This is a genomic window from Variovorax raffinosi (assembly GCF_051216615.1).
Classification (GTDB): domain Bacteria; phylum Pseudomonadota; class Gammaproteobacteria; order Burkholderiales; family Burkholderiaceae_C; genus Variovorax.
This window is the reverse complement of record NZ_JBPJZR010000007.1, coordinates 307206-323245: the sequence shown is the minus strand read 5'-3', so window position 1 is coordinate 323245 and position 16040 is coordinate 307206. Positions and strand designations below refer to the sequence as shown.

Here is a 16040-nt window from a genome sequence, read left to right as displayed (position 1 = left end):
AACCCCCATGTGGAAGATTGCAGTCGGCTTCGTCATCTTTGCGGCCATCGCCTTGTTCGTGATCTCGAAGGCCGGTGACAAGGTCGACATGTCGGGCGAGAAGCACGGTGGCGACACCACCACGCACGAACCCGCGCCCGCTGCCGCGCCGAAGTAAGGCGCGCGGCGCCTAGCTAGCGCTTGAAGCGGCCGTCGCTGACGATGGAGAGATCGACGTAGTCGATGCCCGTGTGATCGGTCGGCGAATAGCTCACGTCGAGCCCGCCGCCCACGTCGTACTGGAAGTTGTTGAGCGTGGCGATCAGCTTCGCGCGCGTGGGCTTGGGGCCGGTGCGGCGCAGCGCCTCCACCAGCACCTTGGTGGCAACGAAGCCTTCCAGCAGTGCGGGCGACAGGTCGTTCTGGCCCTTGGCCTTGGCGAGCGCCAGCGCTTCCTTGATGAGCGGATGGCCGAACGAACGCTCGTAGGGCAGCACCTGCGTGATGATCACGCCGGCGCTGGCCGAGCCCAGTTCCTTGATGAAGCCCGAGGCCGCGTTGTTCGACAGCGTGATGATCTGCGCCGCCGAGCCGGTGGCCCGCAGCGCCTTGATGCCTTCGGTCACCGCGGTGCCCGAGCCGATCCACAGCACCGCCTGCGCATTGGCCTTGGTCAGTTGCGGAATGATCGCGCTGTAGTCGGGCTTGTTGCGGTCGGCCAGCGCCACCACGGCGGGCTTCAGGTTCGCCTTCTCGAAGCCCTTGTTCGCGCCTTCCATCGCGTCCTTGCCGAAGGAGTCGTCGGCCTGCACCACGGCAATGCGCTGGATGCCGGTGGTCTGCAGGTGCTGCACGGCCTTTTCGGCCTCGCGCTGGTAGGTCGAGCGCACGTTGAAGATGTTCTTCTGCAGCGGCTTGTGCAGCGCCATCGCGCCGGTCGAAGGGCCCACCAGCGCCACGCCGTACTTGTCGAGCAGCGGAATGATGGCGAGCGTGTTGGGCGTGCCCCGGTTCAGCAGCAGCGCCACGACCTTCTTGTCTTCGATGAGCACGCGCGAGTTTTCGAGCGAGCGCTTGGCGTCGAGCCCATCGTCCATGCGGATCATCTCGATCTGCTCGCCATGAATGCCGCCCTGGGCGTTCACCTGGTCGATGACCAGTTGCGAGCCCATGATGGTTTCCTTCACGCTGGCCGCCACCGGGCCCGACAGGTCGGCCGACTGGCCGATCAGGATCTGGGCCGATGCGCCTGGAACCACCGCCGCCAGGAGAAGCGCAGCGGCGCAGGACGTGAACGTCTTCTTCATCGAGCAAAGCCTTTCCGCGAGGCGAGGGCCTCTGTCAGCAGGTGTGTAATGTGTTGCTGAAAGTGACATTCACTTGCTCGCGGAAACCCTGTCAAACCATTGTTTCCAGAGCCTCAAAAAGCAACGGCCCGCCGATTGACCGGCGGGCCGTTGGCAAAGGGTTAAAGAGGGCTGGAACTCAGCGCTTGAACCGCCCGTCGCTGATGATGGCCAGGTCCGCGAAGTCGATCCCGCTGTGGTCCGTGGGCGAGTAGCTCACCTCCAGCCCGCCGCCCAGGTCGTAGCCCCGCAGGCCTTCGAGCGCGGCCACCACCTTGGCGCGCGTGGGCTTGGGGCCGGCGCGGCGCAGTGCCTCGACCAGCACCTTGGCCGAGGCAAAGCCTTCGAGCGCGGCCGGCGACAGTTCCGTCTGGCCCTTGGCCTGCGCGAGTGCGATGGCTTCCTTCACCATCGGCTGGCCGAGCGAGCGTTCGCTCGGGAACACCTGCGTCACGATCACGCCCTTGCTCGCATCGCCCAGTTGCTTGATGAAGCCCGACGATGCGTTGTTCGACAGCGTGACCACCTGCGCCGCCGAGCCCGAGGCGCGCAGCGCCTTGATGCCGTCGACCACCGCGACGCCCGAGCCGATCCACAGCACGGCCTGCGCATTGGCGTCCTTGATGGCCGGCACGATGGCCTTGTAGTCGGGCTTGTCGCGGTCGGCCGGCACCGTGGCGATGGGCTTGGCCTTGCCCTTGGTGAAGCCGGTCATTGCGCCTTCGAGCGCGTCCTGCCCGAAGGAGTCGGTCACGTAGACCACGGCAATGCGCGTGAGGCCGATGGTCAGCAGGTGCTGCACCGCCTTCTCGGCCTCGCGCTGGTAGGTGGCGCGCACGTTGAACACATGCCTTTGCAGCGGCTTGTGCAGCACCATCGCGCCGGTCGACGGGCCGATGAGCGCCACGTCGTACTTGTCGAGCCACGGAATGATGGCCTGCGAATGCGGCGTGCCCCGGCTCATGAAGAGCGCCAGCACTTTCTTGTCCTCGATCAGCGTGCGTGCGTTCTCGCTGGCGCGCTTGACGTCGAAGCCGTCATCCATGCGGATCACCTCGATCTTCTCGCCGTGGATGCCGCCCTGTGCATTGGCCGCATCGATCACCAGTTGCGCGCCGCCGATGGTTTCGTTCACGCTCGCGGCCACCGAACCGGTCATGCCGGCGGTCTGGCCGATCAGGAGCTGGGCCGATGCACCCATGGCCGTCAAAGCCAGCAGGGCGGCGGCGCAAAGCGTGCGCGTCTTCGTCATGTAAACCTTTCAGGAGCGGCCGCCAGCAGCGGCGAAAACGTGTGCAAACAAACGTCGTATTTGTTTCTGAAAGTGTCCCAAATGCCATCCAGACAAACCCCTGCGCGGCCACCAAGCATGTGACGCAGTGCGCGAACACGTCATGAACCACTCCCTAGAATGTTTGCCCCACCCCCCAAGGCATTCATGACACAGGGCTCCATCCGGATTCGCGGCGCGCGCCAGCACAACCTCCAGAACCTCGACCTCGACATCCGCACCGGCGAGATGACCGTGGTCACCGGGCCCAGCGGCTCGGGCAAGTCGAGTCTCGTGTTCGACACCCTCTATGCCGAAGGCCAGCGGCGCTATGTGGAGACCTTCTCCGCCTATGCGCGCCAGTTCCTGGACCGCATGGACAAGCCGGCCGTCGACAAGGTGGAAGGCGTGCCGCCCGCCATCGCCATCGACCAGACCAACCCGGTGCGCTCCTCGCGCTCCACGGTCGGCACGATGACCGAGCTGAACGACCACCTGAAGCTGCTGTTTGCGCGCGCAGCCAACCTGTTCGACCGCGAGACCGCGCTGCCGGTGCGCCACGATTCGCCCGACAGCATCTATGCGCAGATCGTCGAGCGCGCGGCCGCGGCGGGCGATCCGCGGCTGGTGGTCACGTTCCCGGTCGAGCTGCCGGCCAGCACCACGGCCGACGAAGTCACGCAATGGCTGTCGGCCAGCGGCTTCACGCGCGTGCAGTCCGAGCGCGAAGTGGCCACGCCCACCGGGCCGCGCAAGGTGCTCGACGTGGTGGCCGACCGCTTTCGCGTGTCGAGCGGCGAGCGGGCCCGCGTGGTCGAGGCCATCGAGGTAGCGCTCAAGCGCGGCAGCGGCCGTGTCACCGTGCATGCGCTCGCGGCCGACGAGGCTACGCCGCCGGATGTGTGGAAGTTCTCGACCGGGCTGCATTGCCCCGAGAGCGACATCCGCTACACCGACCCGATCCCGTCGATGTTCTCGTTCAACTCGGCCGTCGGCGCCTGCGACACCTGCCGCGGCTTCGGCCGCGTGATCGGCGTCGACCTGGGCCTCGTGATTCCGAACGACAAGCTCACGCTGCGCGCCGGCGCGATCAAGACCATCCAGACGCCCGCGTGGAAGGAAGCACAGGACGACCTGATGCGCCACGCCGAAGCGGCAGGCATTCCGCGCGACACGCCCTGGAACAAGCTCACCGAGGAGCAGAAGCACTGGGTGATCGAGGGCACGCCCAACTACAAGGAAGGCAACTGGAACAAGCAGTGGTACGGCGTGCGGCGCTTCTTCGCCTACTTGGAAAGCAAGGCCTACAAGATGCACATCCGCGTGCTCTTGTCGAAGTACCGCAGCTACACGCAGTGCCCGACCTGCAGTGGCGCGCGCCTGAAGCTCGACAGCCTGATCTGGCGCATCGGCAGCAAGGAAGACGCGGATGCGGTGCTGCCGCCCGAGAAGCGGTTCATGCCGACCGGGACGAAGTGGACGCGCGCGCAGCTTGAGGCGCTGCCGGGGTTGTGCCTGCATGACCTGATGCTGTTGCCCATTGAGCGGCTGCGGCGGTTCTTCGATCGAATGGGTCAGGGAATGGCTCCCTCCCCCGCTGGGGGAGGGCAGGGGAGGGGGCATGCGGCGCTTGCAAGCCCGGCTGCCTCGAATGAGGCCGCGAGCCCCCATCCCAACCTTCCCCCGGAAGGGGAAGGAGCAAGGCAAGGGGAGGCGCAGGCGCTCAAGCTGCTGTTTGAAGAAATCACCACCCGGCTGCGTTATCTGCACGACGTCGGCATCGGCTACCTCACGCTCGACCGCCAGAGCCGCACGCTGAGTGGCGGCGAAGTGCAGCGCATCAACCTCACGACCGCGCTGGGCACCTCGCTCGTCAACACGCTGTTTGTGCTGGACGAGCCCAGCATCGGCCTGCATCCGCGCGACATGAACCGCATCACTGAGGCCATGCTGCGCCTGCGTGATGCGGGCAACACGCTGGTGGTGGTCGAGCACGACCCGGCCGTCATGCTCGCGGCCGACCGCGTGATCGACATGGGCCCCGGCCCCGGCATTCGCGGCGGGCAGATCGTGTTCGACGGCACCACCGACCTGCTGCGCGATGCAGACACGCTCACCGGCCAGTACCTGGGCGGGCGCAAGAAGATCGGCATGGGCTTCAAGCGGCTGGTGAGCGAGAACACGCACCGGCTCATCCTGGAAGGCGTGCGCGAGCACAACCTGCAGAACATCACCGTCGAGTTTCCGCTTGCGCGCCTCGTGTGCGTGACCGGCGTGAGCGGCTCGGGCAAGTCCACCCTCATTCAGGACGTGCTGGCGCCCGCACTCATGCGCCACTTCGGCAAGGCCACGGAAACGCCGGGCGCGCACGACCGCATGCTCGGCGCCGATCACCTGGGTGACGTGGTCTTCGTCGACCAGTCGCCCATCGGCAAGACCGCGCGCTCCAACCCTGCGAGCTACGTGGGCGCGTGGGATGCCATCCGCGAAATCTTCGCCACCGCCGCGCTCTCGCGCCAGCGCGGCTACACCGCGAGCAAGTTCAGCTTCAACTCCGGCGACGGGCGCTGCCCGACCTGCGGCGGCTCGGGCTTCGAGCATGTCGAGATGCAGTTCCTGTCCGACGTGTACCTGCGCTGCCCTGATTGCGACGGCAAGCGCTACCGCCCCGAAATCCTCGAAGTGCGCGTGGAGCGCAAGGGCAAGACCTACAACGTGGCCGACGTGCTCGACCTCACCGTGGCCGAAGCGGCCGCCGTGTTCGATGCCGACCGCGACGTGCTGCGCGTGCTGCAGCCGATCTCCGACGTGGGCCTGGACTACGTCAAGCTCGGCCAGCCCGTGCCCACGCTGAGCGGCGGCGAGGCGCAGCGCCTGAAGCTCGCGGGCTTTCTTGCGGAAGCGGTGAAGAGCGCGACGTCAAGCAAGCAATCGCTCGCGCGCAAGGGCACGCTGTTCCTGTTCGACGAACCGACCACCGGCCTGCACTTCGACGACATCGCGCGCCTGATGCGCGCGCTGCGCAAGCTGCTCGACGCGGGCCATTCGCTGGTGGTGATCGAGCACAACCTCGACGTGATCCGCGCCAGCGACTGGTGCATCGACCTCGGCCCCGAAGGCGGCGAGGGCGGTGGCCTGGTGGTGGCCGAAGGCACGCCCGAGCAACTGCGCGAGAACCGTGCATCGCTCACCGGCGCGGCGCTGGCCGACTACGAACTCGCCATCGGTCCCGAGGCCTACAAGGTGGCCGAGCGCGCGGCACGGCGCTACATCGCCAACGCCAAGACGGCACCCGGCGGCACGGCCATCGAGATCGTGAACGCGCGCGAGCACAACCTGAAGAACCTGAGCGTGAACATCCCGCGCGGCAAGTTCAGCGTGGTCACCGGCGTCAGCGGATCGGGCAAGTCGACGCTGGCCTTCGACATCCTTTTCAACGAAGGCCAGCGCCGGTATCTCGAATCGCTCAACGCCTATGCGCGCAGCATCGTGCAGCCGGCCGGCCGGCCCGAAGTCGACGCGGTCTACGGCATTCCGCCGACCGTGGCGATCGAACAGCGCCTGTCGCGCGGCGGCCGCAAGAGCACGGTGGGCACCACCACCGAGGTGTGGCACTTCCTGCGCCTGCTGTACGTGAAGCTGGGTATCCAGCATTGCATTCACGACGGCGCGGCCGTGCAGCCGCAGACGCCCGACAGCATCGCGGCGCAGTTGATGCGCAACTTCAAGGGCCAGCACATCGGCTTGCTCGCGCCACTGGTGAGCAACCGCAAGGGCGTGTACACCGAGCTGGCCGACTGGGCACGGCCGCGCGGCTTCACGCACCTGCGCGTGGACGGCGATTTCCTGCCGACCACCGGCTTCCCGCGCATCGACCGCTTCAAGGAACACAGCATCGAGCTGCCCGTGGCCAGCCTCGACGTGCTGCCCTCGAAAGAGAACGAACTGCGCGAGGCGCTGACCCGGGCGCTCGAACACGGCAAGGGCGTGGTGCATGTGCTGAGCGATCTCGACGGCCTGCGCGCCGCGATGATGGCCGGCGTGTCGGCCGCAGGCATCGGCCGCGTCGACGTGTTCTCCACGCTGCGCGCCTGCCCGGTCTGCAGCACCAGTTATGCCGAGCTCGACCCGCGCCTGTTCAGCTACAACAGCAAGCACGGCTGGTGCCCCGACTGCGTGGGCACCGGCGTCAAGCTCAGCAAGGACCAGCGCAAGGTCTTCGACGACTCCATCCGCGACGAGGACAACAAGGGCCGCGAACAGACCTTCGCCGAGCCCGAGGTCGAAGACCTGGCCGACACCGCTTGCCCGACCTGCCAGGGCACGCGCCTGAACGCCACCGCACGCGCGGTGAGCTTCGGCGCCTCGCTGGCCGATGGCTCGGGCGGCATCGGCATCACCGAGCTGGCGCGCATGAGCGTGACCGAGGTGCGCCAGTGGTTCGAAGGTCTGGCGCTCAAGGGCCGCGAGGCGGAGATCGCGCGCGACCTGGTGCCGGAAATCAAGAGCCGCCTCGAATTCCTCGAAGAGGTGGGCCTGGGGTATCTCACGCTCGACCGTGGCGCGCCCACGCTGAGCGGCGGCGAGGCCCAGCGCATCCGGCTGGCGGCGCAGCTCGGCAGCAACCTGCAGGGCGTGTGCTATGTGCTCGACGAGCCGACCATCGGCCTGCATGCGCGCGACAACCAGATCCTGCTGAACGCGCTGCACAAGCTCGGCGAGAAGGGCAATACGCTGGTGGTGGTGGAGCACGACGAAGACACGATCCGGCGTGCCGATCACATCATCGACATCGGCCCGAGCGCGGGCAAGCGCGGTGGGCGGCTGGTGGCTGAGGGCTCGGTGGCGGACATCGAGAAGGCGGGCGAGTCACAGACAGGGCGTTACTTGCGCGATGCGATCAGGCACCCATTGCAGACGCGGCGTCTGGTTTCTCTCCCTCCCCCTCTGGGGGAGGGCAGGGGTGGGGGCACGACGGCCTCCAAGAAGGCCGCCGGACGCCCGAACGCCGCGAGCCCCCACCCCAACCCTCCCCCAGCGGGGGAGGGAGCAAGTCAAGGGGACGACGAGGCCAACGCATGGCTCACCGTGCACGGCGCCGACCTGCACAACCTGCAGGACATCACCGCCGTGCTCCCGCTGCACCGCCTCGTGGTGGTCACCGGCGTCAGCGGCTCTGGCAAGTCCACGCTCGCGCGCGACGTGCTGCTGGCCAACGTGCAGGCCATCGTCGTGCAGCGCATGACCAAGGCCGGCCGCGATGCCGATGCCGCCGGCAAGCGCCCGGCCTGGGCCGGCTGCAGCAGCGTCGATGGCTATGAAGCCATCGACCGCGTGCTCGAAGTCGACCAGACCCCCATCGGCAAGACGCCGCGCAGTTGCCCCGCCACCTACATCGGCTTCTGGGACACCATCCGCAAGCTCTTTGCCGACACGCTCGAAGCCAAGGCGCGCGGCTACGGCCCGGCGCGCTTCAGCTTCAACACCGGCGAAGGCCGCTGCCCGGGCTGCGACGGCGCAGGCGTGCGCACCATCGAGATGAGCTTTTTGCCCGACGTGAAGGTGCCCTGCGAGGTCTGCCACGGCGCGCGCTTCAACCCCGAGACGCTGGCCGTGAGCTGGCGCGGCAAGAGCATCGGCGACGTGCTGAAGATGGAAGTGGACGAAGCGGTCGAGTTCTTTGCGGCCATGCCCAACATCAGCCATCCGCTGCAGTTGCTGAAAGACGTGGGGCTGGGCTACCTCACGCTCGGCCAACCCTCGCCCACGCTGTCGGGCGGCGAGGCGCAGCGCATCAAGCTGGTGACCGAACTCAGCAAGGTGCGCGACGACATCACGCGCCGTGGTCAGAAGGCGCCGCACACGCTCTACGTGCTCGACGAGCCGACCGTGGGCCTGCACATGGCCGACGTCGAGAAGCTGATCCACGTGCTGCACCGGCTGGTGAACGGCGGCCACAGCGTGGTCGTGATCGAGCACGACCTCGACGTGATCGCCGAGGCCGACTGGATCATCGATCTCGGGCCCGAAGGCGGCAACGCCGGCGGGCGCATCGTGGCGGCGGCACCGCCTGAAGAAGTGGTGCGGCTGGGCACGCACACCGGCGTGGCCTTGGCGCCGGTGCTGGCGCGCTGACCTGCCGGTCTTGAAGAGGGGCGCGCGGGCGGTTCAGGCGATGGGCGCCTGCGCCGCCTCGCGCAGCGCTTCGAGACAGGCCACCACAGCCTGGCTGTCGCTCTGCGGGCCCCGCAGCACGCCGATGCCCTCGAACTCGCTGTGCAGCTCGAACGCCACGCGTGCGATCAGCCCCCATTGCACGAAGGGCTCGATCAGGCTGCGCGGTATCAGCGACAGCACGCGCTCACGGCGCAGGATCTCCAGCACCAGCGGAAGCGAGGTGGTCGAGATCGGATGCAGCGCGGGCGCGGGTGCGCCGGGATCGAACAGCGCATCGAAGACATCGCGCACGCCCAGTCCCTGAACCGGCAGCGTCCAGCGCGCGGCGCGCAGGTCGTCGAGCGTGGGCCGTGGCTTGCGCGCCAGGGGATGGCGCCGGCCAGCGACGATCCAGGGCACGTCCGGCGCGAGCGGCTCGAACACCAGGGGCGCGGGCGTTTCAGCCGGCCGCCGGCACAGCGCCAGGTCGACGCGACCGGACATCACGTCGGCCTGCAACTGCTCGCCGGGCGCCTCCAGCACTTCGATGCGCAGGCCCGGATGGCGTGCGCCGAACGCGGGCAGCATGCGGCACAGCAGGCCCGATGCGGCGGCAGGAATGGCGCCCACGCGCAGCACGCCGCTCGCGCCCGCCTGCAGCGCATGCACGGTGTCGGCGGAGGCGCGCAGGGCACTCAGCGTGTTGCGGGCCATGGGGACCACGGCGCGTCCCGCGGCCGTGAGCCGCATGCCGCGCACGTGGCGCTCGAAGAGCGGTGTGCCGAGCAGTTCCTCGATGTCGCCGAGCGCCTGCGTCGCCGCCGGCTGGCTCATGCCGATCTGCTCGGCCGCGCGCCGGACGCCGCCCGAATCGGCAACCGACACCAGCAGTTGCAGGTGCCGCAGGCGCCCCTTGGCAAGCAGGCGGGCGTAGAGAACAGACGAAGCGGGCGTGACCGAGGGCATCAAGGGGTATTGATTTTGCTTATGGCTATGGCGATGAATCTATTGGAAACCGATCGATGGCGTCAACATAATCCGACCCACTTTTCGCTCCCACAGAGAAACGCCATGCAGTTTTCACGACGTCGGCTTGCGGCCTTTTCATCCCTCCTGGGTCTTCTCGCGTTCTCGGCCGCAGCGCCGGTCTTCGCGCAGGACGGCTACCCGCAACGCCCGATCAAGCTGGTCGTTCCGTTTGCGCCCGGTGGTTCCACCGACCTCGTGGCCCGTCTCGTGGCCGACAGGATGCAGGCCACGCTGGGGCAGCCGGTGATCGTGGACAACCGCGCCGGTGGCGGCGGCATGATCGGCTCCGAAGCCGTGAGCCGCGCGGATGCCGACGGCTACACCATCGGCATCGGCACCGTGAGCACGCTGACGGTGAACCCGGTCATGCTCAAGGCGAATCGCGTCGATCCGCTCAAGGACCTGGCGCCGATCACCGTGCTGGCCACCGTGCCGTCGGTGTTCATGGTGCATCCGTCGTTTCCGGGGCGCAGCTTCCAGCAGGTCGTGGCCGAGGTGCGCGCCAAGCCCGACAACTACAACATGGGCTCGTCGGGTCCGGGCTCGATCAGCCACCTGCTGATCGAGGCGATGAACGCCGACCTCAAATTCAAGCTGCGCCACATTCCCTACCGTGGCATGGGCCCCGCGCTGACGGCGGCGCTCGCGGGCGAGACCCAGGTTTCCAGCGACCAGTACCCCTCGTCGGCCTCGTACATCAAAAGCGGCAAGCTGCTGCCCTTCGCCGTGGGCGCGCAGCGGCGGCTGGACGCGCTGCCTTCGGTGCCCACGCTCAAGGAGCTGGGCCAGCCCGACCTCAACGAACTCGCCATGACCTGGTTCGGCCTCGTGGCGCCCGCGAAGACGTCGCCCGCCATCCAGAAGAAGCTGCACGACGCGGCCGTTGCGGCGCTGCGCGACCCGACGCTGCTGGCGCGCATGAAGGAGCTGGGCGTGGAGGCCGTCGGCGGTTCGCCCGAAGCCTTCCGCGCGCAGATCGAAAGCGGGCTGGCGCGCAACCGCCGCATCGTGCAAGCCGCCGGCATCAGCCCCGAATGAGCACCGCCATGACCGCAACCAAAGAAACGAACATGTCCCACGCCAGCATTGCAGAAACCGTCGACGCGCAATCGCAGCGCCAGCATGCCGAAGTTGTCGCCATGCGGCGCCATCTGCACCGGCATCCGGAGCTGTCGTTCAAGGAGGTGGACACCGCCAACTTCCTGGAACGCGAACTCGCGGCCATCGAGGGGCTGGAGGTGACGCGCCCCACGCCGACGAGCCTGGTGGCGCGCCTGGTCGGCGGCCGGGCAGGGCGCACGCTCGCCATGCGCGCGGACATCGATGCGCTGCCGCTGCAGGACCAGAAAAGCTGCGACTACGCCTCGTGCAACGCCAACGTCATGCACGCCTGCGGCCACGACGGCCACGCGGCCATGCTGCTCGGCGCTGCCCGCATCCTGGCCGGCCTGCGCGCGCAGGTGCCGGGCGAGGTGCGCTTCTTCTTCCAGCACGCTGAAGAGCAGCACCCCGGCGGCGCCCAGCAGATGGTGGACGCGGGCGTGATGCAGGGCGTCGACCAGGTCATCTCGGCCCATGTGATGTCGACGCTCGACACCGGCCACATCGCCGTGCTCGACGGCCCGGCGCTGGCCAGCTCCGACCGCTTCGTGCTGCGCCTGCACGGCCGTGGCGGCCATGCGGCCAACCCCGACCGCTGCATCGATCCGATCATGATCGGCGCGCAGATCGTCTGCAACCTGCAGTCGATCGTCTCGCGCAACACCGATCCGCACGAGGCGGTGATTCTCTCGGTCACGCGTTTCGACGGCGGCAGCGCCTTCAACGTGATTCCCGACGCGGTCGAACTCTGGGGCTCGGTGCGCTGCTTCAGCGAGCAGGTGCGCGAGCAGGTGCCGGCGCTGGTGGAGCGCATCGCCAACGGCGTGGCGGCGGCGCATGGCGCGCAGTGCACGCTCGAATACATCCGCGGCTACAGCCCGGTGGTCAACGACGCGGCGGTGGCCGAGCGCATGCGCACGGTGGTGCAGCAAGGCATTGCCACGGCGGCGCTCCACGCGATCAAGCCGTTGCCCAACAGCGAGGACTTCAGCGCCTTCCTGAAGCATGCGCCGGGCGCGTACGTCTTCGTGGGCGCGCGCAGCGGTGCCAAGGGCATCGTGCATCCGCATCACCATCCGCATTTCGACTTCGACGAAGACGCGCTGCTGCATGGCGTGCAACTGTTTGCCAACGCGCCCTTCCACCTGAACGCATAGGCCTTTCGAGGGTCTCGCAAGGGTTTTGAAACGGGCGCACAATGGCTCGAACCCTTGGCGCAGGCGCATCCTGAATCAGCCATGGTGGAGTGAACATGTGAGGGGATGAAGCGCCGTGTCGGGGCTACGCAAGGAGCCATGCCATGACCCGCTTCATCGATGTTCACAGCCTGGTCCGCCTGGTGGACGAGACCGGCGTTCCCCAATTCCTCGAGGCCCTGGCCGACGCCCTGCGCGACGACTTCTTGCGCTGGCGCGAGTTCGACAAGAAGGCGCGCGTGGCCAGCCATTCGCACCTGGGCGTGATCGAGCTGATGCCGGTGGCCGACGACGGCGCCTACGCCTTCAAGTACGTCAACGGGCACCCCCACAACACACAGGTCGGGCTGCCTACCGTCATGGCCTTCGGCGTGCTGGCCGAGGTCGACACGGGCTACCCCGTGCTGCTGTCCGAACTCACGCTCACCACCGCCTTGCGCACCGCCGCCACCTCGGCCATGGCGGCGCAGGCGCTGGCACGGCCCGATTCGCGCAGCCTGGCGCTGATCGGCAACGGCTCGCAGAGCGAGTTCCAGGCGCTGGCCTTCCATGCGCTGCTGGGCATCGAGGAGGTGCGCGTGTTCGACACCGACCCGCATGCCACCGACAAGCTGGTGCGCCACCTGTCGGCCTGCACGCCGATGGAGATCGTGCGCGCGCGTTCCGTGGCGGATGCCGTGCGCGGCGCCGACATCGTGACCACCATCACCGCCTACCAGGGCCGTGCGACGGTGCTCACGCCCGACATGATCGAGCCGGGCATGCACATCAACGCGGTGGGCGGCGACTCGCCGGGCAAGACCGAACTGCATCCCGACGTGCTGCGCCGGTCGCGCGTGTTCGTCGAGTACGAGCCGCAGACCCGCGTGGAGGGCGAGATCCAGCAATTGCCCGCCGACTTTCCGGTGCACGAACTGTGGCGCGTGCTGCTCGGCGAAGTGCCGGGCCGCGAGAGCGCGGGGCAGGTCACGCTGTTCGATTCGGTCGGCTTCGCGCTGGAGGACTACACCGCGCTGCGCTACATCCAGCGGATTGCCAGCGAACGCGGCATCGGCCAGCAGATCGCGCTGGTGCCCGAGCTGGACGACCCGAAGGACCTGTTCGGCCTCACGGCCTCAGGCCGGCGCCGGGCGGTGCTGCGGCGTGCGGCATGATCGGCGGCTTCGTCGATCACGCATTCCTTTCATGCTCACCATCTACAACGACCAGCATTCGCTTCACCAGGGCAAAGTCGAGATGTTCCGCGGCGAACTCGTGCCGTGCTTCGAGGTGCCCGCGCGCGTCGACCATGTGAGGCAGGAGCTGGAGCGCCGCAGGCTCGGCGCGCTGCAACTGCCCGATGTCTTCGATGAAGCCTTGCTCGCCAAGGTGCATGCGCCGCGCTACCTGGACTTCATTGCGCATGCGTGGGAAGAGTGGGTGGCGCTCGATCCGGCCAACGCGACGCGCGATGTGCTGCCGTCGTACTGGCCCACGCGCGGCATGCGCACCGACGTGCTGCCCAGGAGCTTTCCGGCGCGCATGGGCTTGTTCTCGTTCGATGCGGGCACGCCGCTGATGGCGGGCAGTTGGGCCGCCGCGCGGCACGGCGCCGCTTGCGCATGGACGGCGGCGCAACGCGTCATCGGCGGCGAACGCTCGGCCTTCGCGCTCACGCGGCCACCGGGCCACCACGCGGGCGTTGATTTCTTCGGCGGCTACTGCTTCATCAACAACGCCGCCGTCGCGGCGCAGGCGCTGCGCGACGCGGGCGTGGAACGCGTTGCCGTGGTCGATGTGGACTACCACCACGGCAACGGCACGCAGGCCATCTTCTACGAGCGCAGCGACGTGCACTTCGCCAGCCTGCATGGCGATCCGCTGACCGACTACCCGTACTACCTCGGCCATGCCGACGAGCGCGGTGCCGGAAAAGGCGAAGGCTTCAACCACAACCTGCCGTTGCCACGCGGCACCGATTTCACGGCCTGGCGCGCGGCGCTGAAAACGGCGCTCGACGGCATCGCTGCGGTGAAGGCGGCCGCGCTCGTGGTCTCGCTCGGCGTCGACACCTTCGAGGGCGACCCGATCTCCGGCTTCAAGCTCAAGAGCGACGACTACCTGCGCATGGGCGAAGACCTGGCGCGCGCCGGCTTGCCGACGGTGTTCGTGTTCGAGGGCGGCTACGCGGTGGAAGAAGTCGGCATCAACGCGGTCAACGTGCTCGAAGGTTTCGCGCAGGCGTAGATAGACAGAGCGGCACGATGGCGGGGCCTGCGCTGACGCACTGGCGACTCCGGCGGCCCGAATGGCCCTGATTTCCCCAGGAAATCAGGGGAGCCCCGATTGCCTTCGCCCAGCGGGCAAGGCCCAATCGGCGCTTTCCAAAGTCAGGATCCAGTCAGCCATGCTCCGCCGCTCATCATTCCTTCGTGCCGCCACGCTCGTCGCGTGCGGCCTCGTTTCTCCGCTGGCGGCCTTTGCGCAGGCTTTCCCCGCCAAGCCCATCAAGCTGGTCATTGCCTTCCCCGCGGGCGGCCCGACCGACATCACGATGCGCCAGCTTGCCGACAACGCCAGCAAGATCCTCGGCCAGCCCGTCATCATCGACAACAAGCCCGGCGCCGGCGGCACGCTGCCCGCACAGGCGCTGCAGACCTCGCAGCCCGACGGCTACACCGTCGCGCAGATTCCGCTCGGCGTGTTCCGCCTGGGCTACACCACCAAGATCAACTGGGACCCGCTCAAGGACATCACCTACGTGCTGAACGTGACGGGCTACGCCTTCGGCATCGTGGTGCCGGCCAACAGCCCGTTCAAGACCTGGGCCGACTTCGTCGCCTACGCCAAGGCCAACCCCGGCAAGCTCACCTACGGCTCCACCGGCAACCTGACCAGCCCGCACCTGACGACCGAGATCGTCGCGCAGAAGGCCGGCATCGAGCTGCAGCACGTGCCCTACAAGGGCAGCGCCGACCTGATGCTCGCGGTGGTCAGCGGCCAGTTGATGGCCGCCGCAGACAGCACCGGCTTCGCGCCGCAGGTCGAGGCCGGCAAGCTGCGCGTGCTGAACACCTGGGGCGACAAGCGCCTGGCCAAGTTCCCCGACGCGCCCACGCTGAAAGAGCTGGGCTACGACGTGGTGCAGAACTCGCCTTTCGGCATCGGCGCCCCCAAGGGCACGCCGCCCGAGGTGGTGAAGAAGCTGCACGACGCCTTCAAGCAGGCGATGGAAGAGCCGAGCTACGTGGCGTCGCTCGGGCGCTACGACATGCTGCCGAACTACATGAGTTCGGCGACGTACACCAAGTTTGCGCAGGACACGGTGGTGCGGGAGAAGGTGGTGATCGAGAAGCTGGGGCTGGCGAAGGAAGTCAAGACGAACTGATCGCAAACAGCTCGCCCACCAGCCGCCCCGCCAACACCGGCTTCACCGGATCGCCCCCAAACACCAGGCGAAAAATGATGGGCGCGATCAGGTGGTCGATCACCTGTTGCGGCTCCGGCGTGCGTTCTCCGCGAGCGCGCGCCTGCTCGACCAGCGCGAGCGCTTCCTTGCGGCGGTTGCGCAGGCAGTCGGTGTCCGAGCCGCCGTTGGCCAGCGCGGCCGCGGCTTTCAGCAGCGAGGTATTGCACGGGAGCGAGAGGTGCACGATGAGTTCGCGTGCCCAGGCTTCCAGGTCCTTGCGCAGCGCGCCGGTGTCGGGCAGCGGCCGGTTCGGGTCCAGCTTGTGCGTGGCCGTCTCGGCCAGCAGCCCCGCCAGATCGCCCCAGCGCCGGTAGATGCTGGACGCGCTGACGCCCGCGCGCTCGGCCACGGCCGGCACGGTGACGCGCTCGCGCCCCTGTTCGGCCACCAGCTCTTCGAGGGCCGTGCGCACCAGCGTCTGCACCTGTGCGCTGCGGCCGCCAGGGCGCTTGTTGGGAAGGGCGAGGTCGTTCATGTCTGGACTTTAACGCAAAGATATTTGCTTTAGAAGAGAT

The 16040-nt window shown here is 67.8% G+C and carries 11 protein-coding genes; 7 read left to right on the top strand and 4 right to left on the bottom strand.

The genetic code is table 11. From position 1 onward, the window contains the following. The first annotated feature begins 7 nt into the window (after positions 1-7). A complete protein-coding gene (locus ACSFB7_RS22120; protein ID WP_176801245.1) occupies positions 8-157 on the top strand; it encodes a hypothetical protein in 150 nt (49 codons plus the stop codon). A 16-nt stretch (positions 158-173) separates the two neighbouring features. On the opposite strand, the gene ACSFB7_RS22115 is transcribed toward ACSFB7_RS22120, so the two are convergent. Then, on the bottom strand, positions 174-1286 hold the full coding sequence (locus ACSFB7_RS22115) for an ABC transporter substrate-binding protein (RefSeq protein WP_435473957.1): 1113 nt from the start codon (positions 1284-1286) through the stop codon (positions 174-176). 178 nt (positions 1287-1464) lie between these two features. Further along, a complete protein-coding gene (locus tag ACSFB7_RS22110) occupies positions 1465-2577 on the bottom strand; it encodes an ABC transporter substrate-binding protein (RefSeq protein ID WP_435473955.1) in 1113 nt (370 codons plus the stop codon). Positions 2578-2763: 186 nt separating this feature from the next. On the opposite strand from ACSFB7_RS22110, the gene uvrA reads away from it, so the two are divergent. Beyond that, positions 2764-8730: an excinuclease ABC subunit UvrA gene (uvrA, locus tag ACSFB7_RS22105; RefSeq protein WP_435473953.1), complete on the top strand. Its 5967-nt coding sequence runs from the start codon at positions 2764-2766 to the stop codon at positions 8728-8730. 33 nt (positions 8731-8763) lie between these two features. Here uvrA and ACSFB7_RS22100 read toward each other — a convergent pair whose 3' ends face one another. Further along, positions 8764-9717 (bottom strand): LysR family transcriptional regulator, encoded by a 954-nt coding sequence (locus ACSFB7_RS22100; RefSeq protein WP_435473952.1) that lies wholly within the window; start codon positions 9715-9717, stop codon positions 8764-8766. A gap of 105 nt (positions 9718-9822) precedes the next feature. On the opposite strand from ACSFB7_RS22100, the gene ACSFB7_RS22095 reads away from it, so the two are divergent. The 5 genes from ACSFB7_RS22095 to ACSFB7_RS22075 all read left to right on the top strand — a co-directional run bounded on the left by ACSFB7_RS22095 (position 9823) and on the right by ACSFB7_RS22075 (position 15444). Further along, positions 9823-10818, top strand: a complete 996-nt coding sequence (locus ACSFB7_RS22095) for a Bug family tripartite tricarboxylate transporter substrate binding protein (protein WP_435473950.1) — start codon at positions 9823-9825, stop codon at positions 10816-10818. 8 nt (positions 10819-10826) lie between these two features. Then, positions 10827-12038 (top strand): M20 metallopeptidase family protein, encoded by a 1212-nt coding sequence (locus ACSFB7_RS22090; protein ID WP_435473948.1) that lies wholly within the window; start codon positions 10827-10829, stop codon positions 12036-12038. A gap of 143 nt (positions 12039-12181) precedes the next feature. Then, entirely contained in the window at positions 12182-13231 is a 1050-nt protein-coding gene (locus ACSFB7_RS22085; protein ID WP_435473946.1) for an ornithine cyclodeaminase, read from the top strand. A gap of 31 nt (positions 13232-13262) precedes the next feature. Then, positions 13263-14303, top strand: a complete 1041-nt coding sequence (locus tag ACSFB7_RS22080) for a histone deacetylase family protein (RefSeq protein ID WP_435473945.1) — start codon at positions 13263-13265, stop codon at positions 14301-14303. Between the two features lie 160 nt (positions 14304-14463). Continuing rightward, entirely contained in the window at positions 14464-15444 is a 981-nt protein-coding gene (locus ACSFB7_RS22075) for a Bug family tripartite tricarboxylate transporter substrate binding protein (RefSeq protein ID WP_435473943.1), read from the top strand. Here ACSFB7_RS22075 and ACSFB7_RS22070 read toward each other — a convergent pair. After that, entirely contained in the window at positions 15431-16000 is a 570-nt protein-coding gene (locus tag ACSFB7_RS22070) for a TetR/AcrR family transcriptional regulator (protein ID WP_435473942.1), read from the bottom strand. The two genes, ACSFB7_RS22075 and ACSFB7_RS22070, sit on opposite strands and share 14 nt — an antisense overlap. Positions 16001-16040 lie beyond the last annotated feature (40 nt).